The organism is Allobosea sp. MMO-172 (genome assembly GCF_037147855.1).
Lineage (GTDB): Bacteria > Pseudomonadota > Alphaproteobacteria > Rhizobiales > Beijerinckiaceae > Allobosea.
This window is the reverse complement of sequence record NZ_JBBCUM010000002.1, coordinates 107,971-122,183: the sequence shown is the minus strand read 5'-3', so window position 1 is coordinate 122,183 and position 14,213 is coordinate 107,971. Positions and strand designations below refer to the sequence as shown.

Annotated in this window: 12 protein-coding genes; 3 read left to right on the top strand and 9 right to left on the bottom strand. The window is 67.3% G+C overall.

Annotated elements, in window-relative coordinates; all coding sequences use genetic code 11:
* From WFK61_RS03810 to WFK61_RS03800, 3 genes are all read right to left on the bottom strand, one after another.
* Positions 1 to 3,222 carry an efflux RND transporter permease subunit gene (locus WFK61_RS03810; protein WP_336810206.1) on the bottom strand — a complete coding sequence of 1,074 codons (3,222 nt, stop codon included), beginning with the start codon at positions 3,220 to 3,222 and terminating at the stop codon, positions 1 to 3.
* 11 nt (positions 3,223 to 3,233) lie between these two features.
* The gene (locus WFK61_RS03805) at positions 3,234 to 4,415 is read right to left on the bottom strand and encodes an efflux RND transporter periplasmic adaptor subunit (RefSeq protein WP_336810205.1); all 1,182 of its coding nucleotides are present in this window, start codon (positions 4,413 to 4,415) and stop codon (positions 3,234 to 3,236) included.
* A gap of 65 nt (positions 4,416 to 4,480) precedes the next feature.
* A complete protein-coding gene (locus WFK61_RS03800) occupies positions 4,481 to 5,080 on the bottom strand; it encodes a TetR/AcrR family transcriptional regulator (RefSeq protein ID WP_336810204.1) in 600 nt (199 codons plus the stop codon).
* A gap of 63 nt (positions 5,081 to 5,143) precedes the next feature.
* Between WFK61_RS03800 and WFK61_RS03795 the strand changes: the two genes are divergently transcribed.
* From WFK61_RS03795 to WFK61_RS03785, 3 genes are read left to right on the top strand one after another with little or no spacing between them, the layout of a single operon-like run.
* Positions 5,144 to 5,359, top strand: coding sequence for a hypothetical protein (locus WFK61_RS03795; protein ID WP_336810203.1), 216 nt, complete (start codon positions 5,144 to 5,146; stop codon positions 5,357 to 5,359).
* An 8-nt stretch (positions 5,360 to 5,367) separates the two neighbouring features.
* A complete protein-coding gene (locus WFK61_RS03790) occupies positions 5,368 to 6,171 on the top strand; it encodes a glutamine amidotransferase (protein WP_336810202.1) in 804 nt (267 codons plus the stop codon).
* Positions 6,168 to 7,409: an NAD(P)/FAD-dependent oxidoreductase gene (locus WFK61_RS03785; RefSeq protein ID WP_336810201.1), complete on the top strand. Its 1,242-nt coding sequence runs from the start codon at positions 6,168 to 6,170 to the stop codon at positions 7,407 to 7,409. The genes WFK61_RS03790 and WFK61_RS03785 overlap by 4 nt, the downstream gene beginning before the upstream one ends.
* Positions 7,410 to 7,682: 273 nt before the next feature.
* On the opposite strand, the gene WFK61_RS03780 is transcribed toward WFK61_RS03785, so the two are convergent.
* The 6 genes from WFK61_RS03780 to WFK61_RS03755 all read right to left on the bottom strand — a co-directional run bounded on the left by WFK61_RS03780 (position 7,683) and on the right by WFK61_RS03755 (position 14,123).
* Positions 7,683 to 8,468 carry a succinate dehydrogenase iron-sulfur subunit gene (locus WFK61_RS03780; RefSeq protein WP_336810200.1) on the bottom strand — a complete coding sequence of 262 codons (786 nt, stop codon included), beginning with the start codon at positions 8,466 to 8,468 and terminating at the stop codon, positions 7,683 to 7,685.
* A gap of 9 nt (positions 8,469 to 8,477) precedes the next feature.
* Positions 8,478 to 10,310 carry a succinate dehydrogenase flavoprotein subunit gene (gene sdhA / locus WFK61_RS03775; RefSeq protein ID WP_336810199.1) on the bottom strand — a complete coding sequence of 611 codons (1,833 nt, stop codon included), beginning with the start codon at positions 10,308 to 10,310 and terminating at the stop codon, positions 8,478 to 8,480.
* A 4-nt stretch (positions 10,311 to 10,314) separates the two neighbouring features.
* A complete protein-coding gene (gene sdhD, locus WFK61_RS03770) occupies positions 10,315 to 10,707 on the bottom strand; it encodes a succinate dehydrogenase, hydrophobic membrane anchor protein (RefSeq protein WP_336810198.1) in 393 nt (130 codons plus the stop codon).
* Between the two features lie 11 nt (positions 10,708 to 10,718).
* Entirely contained in the window at positions 10,719 to 11,120 is a 402-nt protein-coding gene (gene sdhC / locus WFK61_RS03765; RefSeq protein ID WP_336810197.1) for a succinate dehydrogenase, cytochrome b556 subunit, read from the bottom strand.
* Positions 11,121 to 11,272: 152 nt separating this feature from the next.
* Positions 11,273 to 12,334, bottom strand: coding sequence for a MaoC family dehydratase (locus WFK61_RS03760; RefSeq protein WP_336810196.1), 1,062 nt, complete (start codon positions 12,332 to 12,334; stop codon positions 11,273 to 11,275).
* Between the two features lie 76 nt (positions 12,335 to 12,410).
* Complete coding sequence (locus WFK61_RS03755) at positions 12,411 to 14,123, bottom strand: serine/threonine dehydratase (protein WP_336810195.1); 1,713 nt, start codon at positions 14,121 to 14,123, stop codon at positions 12,411 to 12,413.
* Positions 14,124 to 14,213: the final 90 nt, after the last annotated feature.

Genomic DNA, 14,213 nt, shown 5'->3' with positions numbered 1-14,213 from the left:
TCACTCCGCCGCCATGCGCGGCGCGGCCGGCTTCGACATCGCTTCCGCCGTCGCGATCGCGGCGGCCGCGTGCTCGTCGATCGGCTCCCAGCTGCTTTCGTCCTCGGCCTTGCCGAGGAAACGGCCGAAGAGCCAGCCCGTCGCCCGCGAGAGATCGTCCATCACCATGTAGAAGGACGGCACGAAGACCAGCGAGAGCACGGTCGAGACGATCAGGCCGCCGATCACCGCGATCGCCATCGGCGCGCGGAACTCGCCGCCGTCGCCGACGCCATAGGCCGAGGGCAGCATGCCCGCCGCCATCGCGATCGTGGTCATCAGGATCGGCCTTGCCCGCTTGCGGCCGGCCTCGATCAGCGCCGTGAAGCGGTCCTTGCCGCGTCCGACCTCCTCGACCGCGAAATCGACCAGCATGATCGCGTTCTTGGTGACGATGCCCATCAGCATGAGCAGGCCGATATAGACCGGCATCGAGACGGCATTGTTGGTCGCGAGCAGCGCGATCACCACGCCGCCGAAGGAGAGCGGCAGCGAGAGCAGGATCGTGATCGGCTGGAAGACCGAGCCGAACAGCAGGATCAGCACCGCCAGCACCAGCATCAGGCCGGTCGTCATCGCGGTGATGAAGCCCTGCACGACCTCGCCCTGGATTTCGGCATCGCCCGTCGCGGCGATCCAGACTCCATCCGGCAGGCCGACCTCCCTAACGATCTCCTGGAACTTGTCTTGCGCCGTGCCGAGCTCGAAGCCGCGCTTCAGGTCGGCGCCGATCTGGGCACGGCGGACGCGATCGTAGCGATCGATCGAGCTCGGGCCCTCGCCGAAGCCGATCTCGGCCACCGCCGTCAGCGGGATCGAGACGCCATTCGCATTGGTCACGCGCAGCGCCGCGATGTTGCGCATGTCGGTGCGCGCGGCCTCGTCGAGCTGGACGCGGATCGGCACCAGCCGGTCGCCCGCGTTGAACTTGGCAAGATTCGGCCCGACATCGCCGATCGTGGCGACGCGCACCGCTTCCGAGATCGCCTCCGGCGTGACGCCGAGATTGGCGGCCTCCTCCAGCTTCGGCGTGACGCGCAGTTCCGGCCGGCTCAGCGAGCCCGCCGTGGCAACGTTGAGATAGCCGTCGACCTGGCGCATCCGCGCCTCGATCTTGGCCACCGCCGCATCCAGCGCCTCGCCGTCCTTGGACAGGATCGAGAAGGCCATCTCGCGCTCGCCGCGCTCGTTGACGTACCAGGCGCGCACATCCGGCACGCTGGCGAGCTTCTCGGCGATCGTGACCTTCAGCTCCTTCTGGGCGATGTCGCGCTCGGCCTTGGGCTTGAGCAGGATGAACACCGCGGCGCGGCGCACCTCGCGCTGGCCGGTCGGCGAGGCCCCGCCGAGCACGAAGACATCGCGCACCTCGGGGATCGTCTTCAGGACGTCGACGAGCTTGTCGGTGGTGACGCGGGTATCCTCCAGCGTCGAGCCCGGCGGCAGTTCGACGCTGGCCACGACGCGCGAGGTATCCTCGTCCGGGATGAAGCCGGTCGGCAGCATCTGCGTCGCCTGGATCGAGCCGACCAGGAACATGAAGCCGACGACGAGCGTCGCATAGGCCGTGTTGAACGGCATCGTCCGCCAGCGCCCGGTGCCGTCGAAGCGCGGGAAGAAGGGGATGCGCCGCTTCTTCAGCGTGTTCTTGAGCAGGCCGACATAGGCGCCCATGATCCAGCCGTCCTTCGGATCGGCATGGTCGACCGGCCGCATCAGATAGGCCGCCATCATCGGCGTGATCAGGCGTGCCACAAGCAGCGAGAACAGCACGGCGACCGCGACGGTGAGGCCGAACTGGCGGAAATACTGGCCGGCGACGCCGCCCATGAAGGAGACCGGCGCAAAGATCGCGACGATGGTCAGCGTGATCGCGATGACCGCGAGACCGATCTCGTCGGCCGCCTCCATAGCCGCGCGATAGGGCGATTTGCCCATCTTCATGTGCCGGACGATGTTCTCGATCTCGACGATGGCGTCGTCGACGAGGATACCGGTCACCAGTGTGATGCCGAGCAGGCTGACGAGATTGAGCGAGAAGCCCATCAGCTCCATCGCCCAGAAGGTCGGGATCGCCGAGAGCGGCAGCGCCACCGCCGTGATCAGCGTCGCCCGCCAGTTGCGCAGGAACAGGAAGACGACGATGACGGCGAGCGCCGCACCCTCCAGCAGCGTCTCCATCGCCGCCTTGTAGTTGCCGTAGGTATAGGCGACGGCGTCGTCGATCGGCGTGATCTGGATATCGGGGAAGCGCTTGTTCAGCTCCGCCACGCGCTGCGCCACGACATCCTTGACCGAGAGCTCGCTCGATCCCTTCGAGCGGAACACCGCGAAGGTGACGACCGGGCTCTTGTTCAGGCGGCCGAAGGCGCGCGGCTCGGAATTGGAATCCTCGACGCGGCCGAGCTCCTTCAGGCGCACCTCGCGCCCGCCCGAGAGCGTGATCTTGGTCTCGGCCAGCTCGGCGACGGTGCGCGCGCCGGCGAGCGTACGGATCGCCTGCTCCTGGCCACCGACCTCGCCGCGCCCGCCGGCGAGATCGACATTGGTGGCGCGGATCTGGCGGTTGACCTCGCCGGCGGTGATGCCGAGCGCCAGCAGGCGGTCGGGATCGAGCGAGATGCGGATCTCGCGATCGACGCCGCCATAGCGCTCGACCCGGCCGACGCCCTTCAGACCCTGCAATTCGCGCGCGACGACATCGTCGACATGCCAGGAGAGCTGCTCCAGCGTCATGCCGGCCGAGGCCGCGCCATAGGTCAGGATCGACTGGCCCTCGACATCGATGCGCTGGATGATCGGCTCGTCGATGGTGCGCGGCAGGTCGGCGCGGATCTTGGCGATGGCGTCCTTGACGTCGTTGACGGCCCGGTCGGTATTGGTCTCCAGCCGGAACTCGATCAGCGTCAGCGACTGGCCGTCGGTCAGCGTCGAGGTGACGTGCTTCACGCCGGTGATATTGGCGACGGTGTCCTCGACGCGCTTGCTGACCTGGCTTTCGAGCTCGGCCGGCGCCGCGCCGGACTGCGTCACGGTGACCGAGACCAGCGGCACGTCGATATTCGGGAAGCGCGTGACCGGCAGCTTCGAGAAGGCGAGCAGCCCGAGCACGCAGAGCACGACGAAGAGCAGGATCGCCGGAACCGGCTTGCGGATCGACCAGGCGGAGAAATTGACGTTCATCGGTGCGTCCGTCAGTTCGTCGCGACCGGCGTGACGGTGTCGCCGTCGCGCACGAAGGTGCCCGCGCGCGCCACGACCGTCTCGCCCTCTGAAATGCCGGTCACGATCTCGGCGCGGCCATGGCCGACAAGCCCGAGCGTCACCGGCTTGGTCGTGACCTTGCCGTCCTTCACGGACTGCACGGTCGCGCCGGCGCGGTTATAGGTGATGGCCGAAAGCGGCAGGGTCACGGCGCGCTTGCGGCCGGTTTCGATGATCCCGCGCGCGAAGGAGCCGATCGCGACCGGCGGGTTGCCGTCGAGCGCGACGAGCACGCGGCCGAGCCGCGAGGCCTTGTCGACCTCCGGCATGATCAGGCGGATCGTGCCCGCCAGCGCATCATTGGCGCCGGCCGGGGTCACGGCGACGCCCTGCCCGAGCTTGAGCTTGGGCAGCTCGACCTCGGCGACCTGCGCCTCCAGCTCGACGGCGCCATCGGCGATGATCCGGAACAGCGGGTCGGTCTGCGGCAGCATGCTCGCCATCGCGCCGAGCCGTGCCGTGCGCCGGCTGACGATGCCGGCCCGCGGCGCCTTGATCTCGGTGCGCGCGAGCTTCACCGCGATGTCCTTGCCCTGCGCCTGCGCCAGGGCGAGATCGGCGCTGGCGATCGCCAGGGCCTGACGGGCCGAGTTGGCCCGGGCCTCGCCGGAACGCGCGGCGGCGGCGCGCTGGTCGAACATCTCGATGCTGGCATTGCCGCTCTCGCGCAGCGACTTGGTGCGGTCGAAGGCATTGTTGGCCTGGACGAGATTGGCGTCCGCCTCGGCGATCTGGGCCTTGGCCTGGGCGACCAGAGCCTCGGCGCGTGCAATCTGGGCGTCGTTCTGCACCTTCTGCACATCGAGCGTCACGCGGCTCAGGCGGGCCAGGACCTGTCCGCGCGCGACCTTGTCGCCCTCTTCCGCCAGCAATTCGACGATCGCCAGGCCATCGACCTCGGGCGCGACCAGGATCTCGTCGCGTGCGACGATCGAGCCGGACACGACCACGCTCTGGACGATCTCGGTCGTCTGCGCCTGCGTCACCGTGACGGAAGGCCCGGCAGCCGCGGGCGCGGCCGGGGCAGCCGTCTGCGCCTGCAGCGGCAGCGGCGCGGCGAGCAGCGCGAGGGCGATCATCGCGTTCAGCGGAACGATCGAACGAAGGGACATCGAAGAACATCCTGTTGCGGCCATCCGGCCGAGCGGAAATGGAAAGCGCCCGAAGGAAGCAGAGATCACGATTGCACCGCCGTTTCGGGCAGGAGCATCGTCTGGGAGAGCTGGCGCATGCCGTCGAAGAGCGTGTCGGCAGCAGCAGCGATGTCGAAATTCGGGTCCATCGCCCGCCGGCAGAAGAAACCGTCCGCCATCATCGAGAGCGCCATCAGGAAGCGCCCCTCGTCGAGCTGCGGCGGCAATTCGCCATTGACTTTGGCCTCGCGGATCGCGGCTGCCAGACCCTCGATCACCGTGCTTTCGATATCCGCGCACATCCGCGCCATGCCGGGATTGCGCGCGGCCTCGGCCCAGATCTGCACGGCGATCACCGCCTTCTCACGCGGCTGCTCCACGAGATGCTTGCGGCCGAGCGCTTCAAGCTGATCGAGCAGCGCGCCGTTATTCGGACAGAGCTTGCCGAAATCCTCCGCGATCAGGCTGCGGTCGCGCTCGGTCATGCCCTCGATGATCGCGTCCTTCGACGCGAAGTAGCGATAGAGATTGCCTGGGCTCATGCCGGCCTCGGCCGCGACATCCTGCATCGTCGCGGCATGGAAACCGGCGCGCGCGAAGACGCGCTCCGCCGCGTCGAGAATGCGGATATGCCGCTCCGACAAGACGGACTCGGGCGACGAGGCGGGAACCACGGGTGGCATTGGAACTCGAAACAATGAGAATGAATGTTCATTCTCATCTCAGATATGGCCACCGACGTCAAGCTGAACGCCCTGCGCGACCCTTACGGCGGCGATAAGCAGGCCGAAGATTGCCGGACGATTGCCGCATTCCGGCGCATAAATTGCTTGCTTCGTTCCGTCTGGAACCGCATGCTCGGGAGCGATCTGGCATGGCTTCGCGCGCCGTCCCTCCCAAACGTACCGCGCGAGCGACCTTGAAGTCCGTGATGAACGACCACGCCTTCCCTCTGCGTCCGGCCCGCCGCACCCGCTCTCCCCTCACCGCCCGCAAGCCGAGGCCCGCGCCCAAGCCGGTGCTGGTCGTGCTGCATCAGGAGCATTCGACGCCCGGCCGCGTCGGGCGCCTGCTGCAGGCCCGCGGCCATGCGCTCGACATCCGCAAGCCGCGCTTCGGCGATCCGTTGCCGCAGACCATGCGCGAGCATGCCGGCGCCGTGATCTTCGGCGGCCCGATGGGCGCCAATGACCCGGAAGACTTCGTCAAGACCGAGATCGACTGGATCGGCACCTGCCTGAAGGAGGATGCCGCCTTCCTCGGCATCTGCCTGGGCGCGCAGATGCTGGCGAAACATATGGGCGCACGCGTCTATACCCATGGCGAGGGCCGCGCCGAGGTCGGCTATTACCCGCTCGACGTCACCGATGCCGGCCATTCCCATGCTGCGACGGCCGGCTTCGCCTGGCCCGGCACGGTCTATCAATGGCATCGCGACGGCTTCGACTGCCCGAGCGGTGCCGAATGCCTTGCGACCGGCGGCGATTTCCCGGTGCAGGCGATCCGCACCGGCTCGAAGACCTATGGCATCCAGTTCCACCCCGAGGTGACGCCGGCGATGATGTATCGCTGGTCGGTGCGCGGCTATGAGCGCACGCTGATGCCGGGCGCCCAGCTCGGCCACACCCATATCCCCGGCTGGTTCCAGCACGATCCGGCGATCCGGCTCTGGCTCGATGCCTTCCTCGACCATTGGCTGAAGGAGCCGGCTGAGGCCGGAGCGACATCGCCTTGACCCGTACAGCTCTCGTCCTTGGCGCCGGCATGGTCGGCGTCTCCTGCGCGCTCGCGCTCCAGAAGCGCGGCATCGCGGTCACTCTGATCGACCGCAAGGCGCCGGGCCGCGAAACCTCCTATGGCAATGCCGGCGTGCTCGCGGCTTCCTCGATCGTGCCGCTCAACAACCCCTCGCTCTACGCCAAGATCACCGGCTATCTCGGCAACCGCCATCCGGCGCTCAACCTGAGCTGGGCCCGCGCCTTCAGCCGGCCAGGCTGGCTGCTGCGCTTCCTCTGGGAAGCCCGTCCGTCGCAGGCGAAGGCCCGTATCGCAGCCTTGCAGGCGCTGACGGCGAGCACGGTCGAGCGTCACCGCGTCCTGATGGCCGAGGCGGGCGTATCGCATCGCCTGCGCGAGACCGGAACGCTCAAGCTCTGGCGTAGCGAGGCCGGCCATGAGGCCGCCCGGGCCGAGCATGATTTCCTAGAGAGACACGGCATCGAGTCGCAGGTTCTCGACCGGCAGGGCATTTCCGGTGTCGAGCCCGGCCTGAACCCGATCTTCCCGGCCGGGCTCCTGATCCCCTGCGTCGGCTCGGTCGATTCCCCCGGCGCCGTCACCGAAGCCTATGCGGCGCTCTTCGCCCAGCGCGGCGGTCGGATCGAGCAGGCTGCGATCACCGGCCTCGCCCGCAATGGCAAGGGCTGGCGCGCCAGCACCGCTGCGGGCGCGTTCGAAGCCGATCTCGTAGTCGTCGCACTCGGGCCCTGGAGCGGCGACCTGCTGAAGCCGCTCGGGCTCGATCCGAAGCTCGATGTCGAACGCGGCTACCACCGCCATCTCAAGCCGGACGCCGGCACCGGCCTGTCGCGGCCGATCTACGATGTCGACGGCGCCTATTACATGGCGCCGATGGAGCAGGGCTTTCGCGTCACCAGCGGCGTCGACCTCTCCTTCCGCGACGCAGCCGACGAACACCGCCAGATCGACGGCGCGACCGCCGCGGCCCGCGAGGCTTTCCCGCTCGGCGAGGTCGTCGGCGAGACCTGGCGCGGCGCCCGGCCGACTCTGCCGGATTCCCTGCCGATGATCGGCGAGGCGCCCCGCAACCCCGGTCTCTGGCTCGCCTTCGGCAACCAGCATATCGGCTTCTCGACTGGCCCGATCACCGGCGAGATCATCGCCGCGATGGTGTGCAACGAGAAGCCCCCGATCGACCCGACGCCGTTCCGACCGGAGCGCTATATCGGCTGAGATTCGTACAGAGGCCTATCGAAACAGCCGCGGGGAACCCCTCTCCCGGATGGGAGAGGGGCAGGGGTGAGGGACCGCCGCTCATCCAGCTGGCGCGGATAGAGGGGCAGCTGCCGCGGCGCAGGTCATCCGATTAGGGCAGGCCCTCATCCCCGCCCTTCTCCCACACGGGAGAAGGGTTCCCCGCGCCCTTCATCGACATCTCGCCGATAGCTAAGAACAAAAACGCCAGCCCAAGGGCTGGCGTCGATGTCGATACCGGAAAGTGCGTCATCAAACTTGACGGGCGACCATCATCTTCTTCACTTCCGCGATCGCCTTGGCCGGGTTCAGGCCCTTCGGGCAGGCATTCGCGCAGTTCATGATGGTGTGGCAGCGATAGAGCCGGAACGGGTCTTCCAGATTGTCGAGCCGCTCACCCGTCGCCTCGTCGCGGCTATCGATCAGCCAGCGATAGGCCTGCAGCAGCGCGGCCGGGCCGAGATAGCGGTCGCCGTTCCACCAGTAGCTCGGGCAGGAGGTCGAGCAGCAGGCGCAGAGGATGCACTCGTAGAGACCGTCGAGCTTCTCGCGGTCGTCCTTGGCCTGGCGCCATTCCTTCTCGGGGGCCGGCGTCGTGGTCTGCAGCCAGGGCTCGATCGAGGCGTGCTGGGCGTAGAAGCGCGTCAGATCGGGCACGAGGTCCTTGACCACGGGCATATGCGGCAGCGGGTAGATCGCGACCTTGCCCTTGGCGCCGCACTCGTCGATGCCGGTGGTGCAGGCTAGGCCGTTCTTGCCATCCATGTTCATGGCGCAGGAACCGCAGATGCCCTCGCGGCAGGAGCGGCGGAAGGTCAGCGTCGGGTCGACCTTGTTCTTGATCCAGATCAGCGCGTCGAGAACCATCGGCCCGCAATCGTCGCGATCGACATAATAGGTGTCGGTGCGCGGATTCTCGGTGTCGTCCGGGCTCCAGCGATAGACCTTGAACTCGGTCAGCTTCTTGGCGCCAGCCGGCTTCGGCCAGGCCTTGCCCTCGACGAGGCGGGAGTTCTTCGGGAGATTGAATTCAGCCATCGGAGTCCCTCAGTACACCCGTGCCTTGGGCTTGATGTACTCGATGTCGTTGGACATCGTGTAAGTGTGCACCGGCCGGTCATCGAGCGTGATCGTGCGCTTCTCGTCGTCGATCCAGGCGAGCGTGTGCTTCATCCAGTCCTTGTCGTCGCGGTTCGGATAGTCCTCGCGGGCATGCGCGCCGCGGCTTTCCGGACGGTTCAGCGCCGAGTCCATCGTCACGACCGCCTGGGTGATCAGGTTGTCGAATTCCAGGGTCTCGATCAGGTCGGAGTTCCAGATCAGCGAGCGATCCTTGGTGCCGACATCGGTGATGCCGTTCCAGACCTCGTGGATGAGCTTGTGGCCCTCTTCCAGCGTGTCGCCCTCGCGATAGACGGCGCAGTTGTTCTGCATCGTCCGCTGCATGCGGTCGCGCAGCACCGCGGTCGGCGTGCCGCCCGAGGCGTTGCGATACTTGTCGAGGCGGGTGAGCGCGAGGTCCGACGAGTTCTTCGGCAGCTCGGGCTGCTTCTCGCCCGCCGTCACCGTGTCGGCGCAGCGCAAGCCGGCCGCGCGGCCGAACACCACGAGATCGATCAGCGAGTTGGAGCCAAGACGGTTGGCGCCGTGGACGGAAACGCAGGCCGCCTCGCCGATCGCCATCAGGCCGGGCACCACCGTGTCCGGATCGCCGCCGACCTTGGTCAGCACCTCGCCGTGATAGTTCGTGGGGATGCCGCCCATGTTGTAGTGCACGGTCGGCAGCACGGGAATCGGCTCGCGGGTCACGTCGACGCCGGCGAATATCTTGGCGCTCTCCGAGATGCCGGGCAGGCGCTCGTGCAGGATCTTCGGATCGAGATGGTCGAGATGCAGGTAGATGTGGTCCTTGTCCTTGCCGACACCGCGGCCGGCCCGGATCTCCATCGTCATCGAACGCGAGACGACGTCGCGCGAGGCGAGGTCCTTGGCCGAGGGGGCGTAGCGCTCCATGAAGCGCTCGCCCTCGGAATTGGTGAGATAGCCGCCCTCGCCGCGCGCGCCTTCCGTGATCAGGCAGCCCGAGCCGTAGATGCCGGTCGGGTGGAACTGCACGAACTCCATATCCTGCATCGGCAGGCCGGCGCGCAGCACCATGCCGCCGCCGTCGCCGGTGCAGGTATGGGCCGAGGTCGCGGAGAAATACGCGCGGCCATAGCCGCCGGTCGCCAGGATGGTCTGCTGGGCGCGGAAGCGATGCAGCGTGCCGTCATCGAGCTTGAGCGCGATCACGCCACGGCAATGGCCGTCCTCGTCCATGATCAGGTCGATGGCGAAATACTCGATGAAGAACTCGGTATTGTAGCGCAGCGCCTGGCCATAGAGCGTGTGCAGCATGGCGTGGCCGGTGCGGTCGGCCGCCGCACAGGTGCGCTGGGCCGGCGGGCCCTCGCCGAATTCGGTGGTCATGCCGCCGAAGGGACGCTGGTAGATGCGGCCGTCCTCGGTGCGCGAGAAGGGCACGCCCCAGTGCTCGAGCTCGTAGACGGCAGCCGGCGCATTGCGCACGAGATATTCGATGGCGTCCTGGTCGCCGAGCCAGTCCGACCCCTTCACGGTGTCGTACATGTGCCACTGCCAGGTGTCCTTGCCCATGTTGCCGAGCGAGGCGGCGACGCCGCCCTGGGCTGCGACGGTGTGCGAGCGGGTCGGGAACACCTTGGTGATGCAGGCGGTGCGCAGGCCGGCCTGCGAGCATCCGACCGTGGCGCGAAGGCCGGCGCCGCCGGCGCCGACGACGACGACGTCGAAGGTGTGGTCGGTGATCGGATAGGCGGTGCCGGTATAGGCCGGGACCGGGCGGGACTTGGTGATCGCCATCGGATCAGCCTCCAAAAGACAGCTTCAGCACCGCGTAGACGCTGGCGGCGCCGACGGCGATGGCGAAGAAGGTGTTGCCCATCACGGCGAGGATCTTGAGACCCTCGTTGGTGACGTAGTCCTCGATGACGACCTGCATGCCCAGCCGCATATGGACGCAGGCCGAGAGGATGAAGAGCAGCATCAGGATCGCGACGAGCGGATGCGACAGAAGCGCGACCGCGGCCGGATAGGGCCGGCCAACCAGCGCGATGACGATGCCGGTGAAAATGATCGTCAGGATCAGGTTCGAGACGGCGGTGACGCGCTGCAGCCAGAAATGGCCGGTGCCGGACTTGGCGGAGCCGAGGCCGCGAACGCGGCCGAGCGGGGTGCGCATCGAGGAATTGGACAGCATGGCGCGGCTCCTCAGCGCAGGACCAGGGCGACGATCCAGACCAGGACCGTCAGGCTCACCGAGGCGACGAGCGTGAACTTCGCCATGTTCATGCGGGTCTGCGGCTCATAGCCCTTGCCCATGTCCCAGACGAAATGGCGCAAGCCCCCGCACATGTGGTGGATCAGCGAGAAGCTGTAGAGGAAGAGCACGAGCCGGCCGAGGAAGGAGCCGGCGATCCACTGCGCGGTATCGAAGGCGGCCGGGCCGGAAGCGGCAGCGACCAGCCAGGCGGCGATCAGCACCGTGCCGAGATAGAGCCCCGTGCCGGTGACGCGATGGGCGACGGACATCGCCATCGTCCAGGACCAGCGATAGATCTGCAGGTGGGGCGAAAGCGGACGAGCCGCGGGCTTGACCTCGGCCAATATCATTCTCCGATCAAGCGGCCCGCTTGAAACGCGCGGACCCATTTGGGATCATTCTAGAGTGACTGGTTCTCTAACGAAACCGTTCCGACGCTGCAATGCGGCAGGCGCAGAACGAAGTTACAGATTCTGAAAATCGTCATTTTCTTACGAAAACCTTACCGGGGCAGCAGCGCCCAGTAGTCGAAATCGAGAATCACGCTGGAATCATACTGATCGCCGGCCTTCAGCGGGAAATCCGCGCAAGGCCGGTTCTTGGTCGCGACCAGCCTGAGTCGCAACGCGCCGACATCGCTACGCCCCGGAATCTCGGCGCTGCCCAGCACCTCGCTCCAGGCATAGACCGTGTCGCCGGCGAAGAGCGGCGCGACATGGCGCCCGCCATTGATCGCCGCGATGTGGAAGGCATTGCCGAGCCCGTTGAAGGAGAGCCCCCGCGCCAGGCTGATGACATGGCCGCCATAGATCAGGCGCTTGCCGAAGCGGGTGCCCTGCGCCGCATGCGCATCGAAATGCACCCGCGCCGTGTTCTGATAGAGCCGCGTCGCGAGCTGGTGCTCGGCCTCCTCGACGGTCATGCCGTCGACATGGTCGATCCGCTCGCCGACGGCATAATCGCTCCAGCGGAAGGTCGAGCCGGCGAGCGCGTCGTCATAGGCAGCAAGCTCGATCCGGGGGCAGCCCTCGCCGAGTTGCTCCGGCAGCACGGCCTTGGCCAGCTCCGGCACCTGTTCGGCATGGGCCGGCGTACCGGGCTCGCGCTTGCGCACCAGAACCCAGCGCGCATAGCTCAGCACGATCTCGTTGTGCTGGTTGCGGCCGATCGAGCGGACATAGACGATGCCGGCATCGCCGGCCGAGGTCTGCTTCAGTCCGATCACCTCCGAAGTGGTCGAGAGCGTGTCGCCCGGATAGACCGGCTTGAGGAAACGCCCGTCGGCATAGCCGAGATTGGCGACGGCATTGAGCGAGATATCCGGCACCGTCTTGCCGAAGACGATGTGAAACACGAGGAGGTCGTCGACCGGCGCGGTGGGGTAGCCAATCGCCCCAGCGAAGGCATCCGAGGACTGCACCGCGAAGCGCGAGCCGTAGAGCGCCGAGTAGAGCGCCGCATCGCCGGCCCGCACCGTGCGCGGCGTGGCATGGACAATGCTGTCGCCGAGGTGGAAATCCTCGAAGAAACGGCCGGAATTCGTCTTAGGGCTAGAGCCGGGCATGCATCGCCTCCTGATCGCAGGCAAGTTTGCGTTGCAACCAGGGGCCGCGTCCAGCCCCGACGAAAGCCGAGATCGGTCAGCCAACGATAGCAGCAAGCTTCGTCAGGTCGACATTGGCGCCGCAGACGAGAACGCCAAGCCGTTCGCCCTTGGCAGGCTTGTAGGCGCCGCAGAGCAGCGCGCCCAGCGCCGCCGCCCCGCCCGGCTCGACCGCAAGACGGAAATCGCGCCAGAGCACGCCTTGCGCCTCGGTGATCGCGGCATCCGGCACCAGAGCGACGTGATCGACGCTGTCCCGGGTCACGTCATAGACGAGCTGGCCGACATTGCGGGCGCCGAGCGAATCCGCCGCCACCGACGCGACCTTGACCTCGACCGGCCCCTTGGCGTCGAACGCCGCCTGCAAGGCGCGCGAGCCTTCGGGCTCGACACCGACGACCTTGACCTTGCTGCCGGCGAACCAGCTCGCGATGCCCGAGATCAGGCCACCGCCGCCGACCGCAACGAGCACGGTATCGAGATCGGGCTCCTGAAGGTCCCATTCGCGGCCGAGCGTACCCTGACCGGTAATGGTCTCCGCCGCCGCGAAGGGATGAATCTTGAGCGCGCCGCTCTCAGCGACGAAACGGTCGCAGGCCGCCTGGGCATCGTCATATTGCGCGCCGCCGACCACGACATCGGCGCCGAAACGCTTGATCGCCTCGATCTTGGCGGCCGGCGAAATCTCCGGCACGAAGATCGTCGCCTTCACGCCACGCTTCATCGCGGCATAGGCCACCGCCGCGCCGTGGTTGCCGCCTGACGCGGCCGAAACGCCCGCCGCCGGCACCGGCAGCGAGAGCAGATTGTTGAAGCCGCCGCGCGTCTTGAACGAGCCGGCATGCTGCAGGCATTCGAGCTTGAGTGAGATATCCGCCTCGGAACCGAAAGCGCCCGCGCCCAGCCGCATCACGGGCGTGACACGGGCATGGCCGGCGATGCGCGCCGCCGCTTCCTCGATCATCGGACGGGTGACGGGGCGTGCGCTCATGACGATATCCTGCTCAGGCTCGGACACTGGACGATAGGTCCAGATCGCAATCGGAAGCCCGTGGCTATCGCGTCCCGGCGGATCGGGGAAGGGCCGCCCGCGCCCGGCGGCAATGTGCCGGGCGACGACCAGCGCCGCCAATGCGTCGAGCAGGTCGTCGGGTGCGGCTCCTCTCGGCGGGCGGGCACCGGCTGTCTCCGCCGGAATGTCAGCTGCAGCCAGCAGGCTCCGGCGTTCGGCCAGCCCCTCGGGATTGACCACGCCCTTGATCTTCTTGGGGTGAAGCAGCGGCGCGCCCCGCATCGTGCGGAAGGCAAGCTCGGGATGGATCTCGAAGACGCGCGCGCGCAAGCCGGATTCGGATCGCAGCAGGCCGTCGATTTCCCGAATCTTCGGAAACAGGTGAAAGCCCTGTTTGGAGACCTTGCGCGGCGGATCGGACGCCGCGAGTGCCAGTGCGCAGGCCTCCCAATAGTCGGTCGCCTCGACCGCCCTACGCGCGGGGATGGAGAAGACCGAGGACTGCCTGTCGCCGAGCAGCGCCCGCACCGCCTGCTCGGGGCCGCGTCCAGAACCGTGCACACGGTCCGGCAGGCCGATCGGCATGTCCACCGCGACGAGGTCGGGCACGATCTCGCCCGCGAACAGATCGGCGAAACGCGGCACCACCCGGATCAGCGGCGCGTCCGCTCCCTCAGTGGAAGCGATGGCGGCAATCCAGCCGCCCTTGCAGCCATCGACGCCGGCAAGCCAGGCCATTCCCGTTTCCTCCGCCTTTCGCAGCGCTGGTATTGCAGCTGCGTTGGTCTACTGTGCGGCGCAGCACAAGCCGGCCCGTGTCAGGAGAGA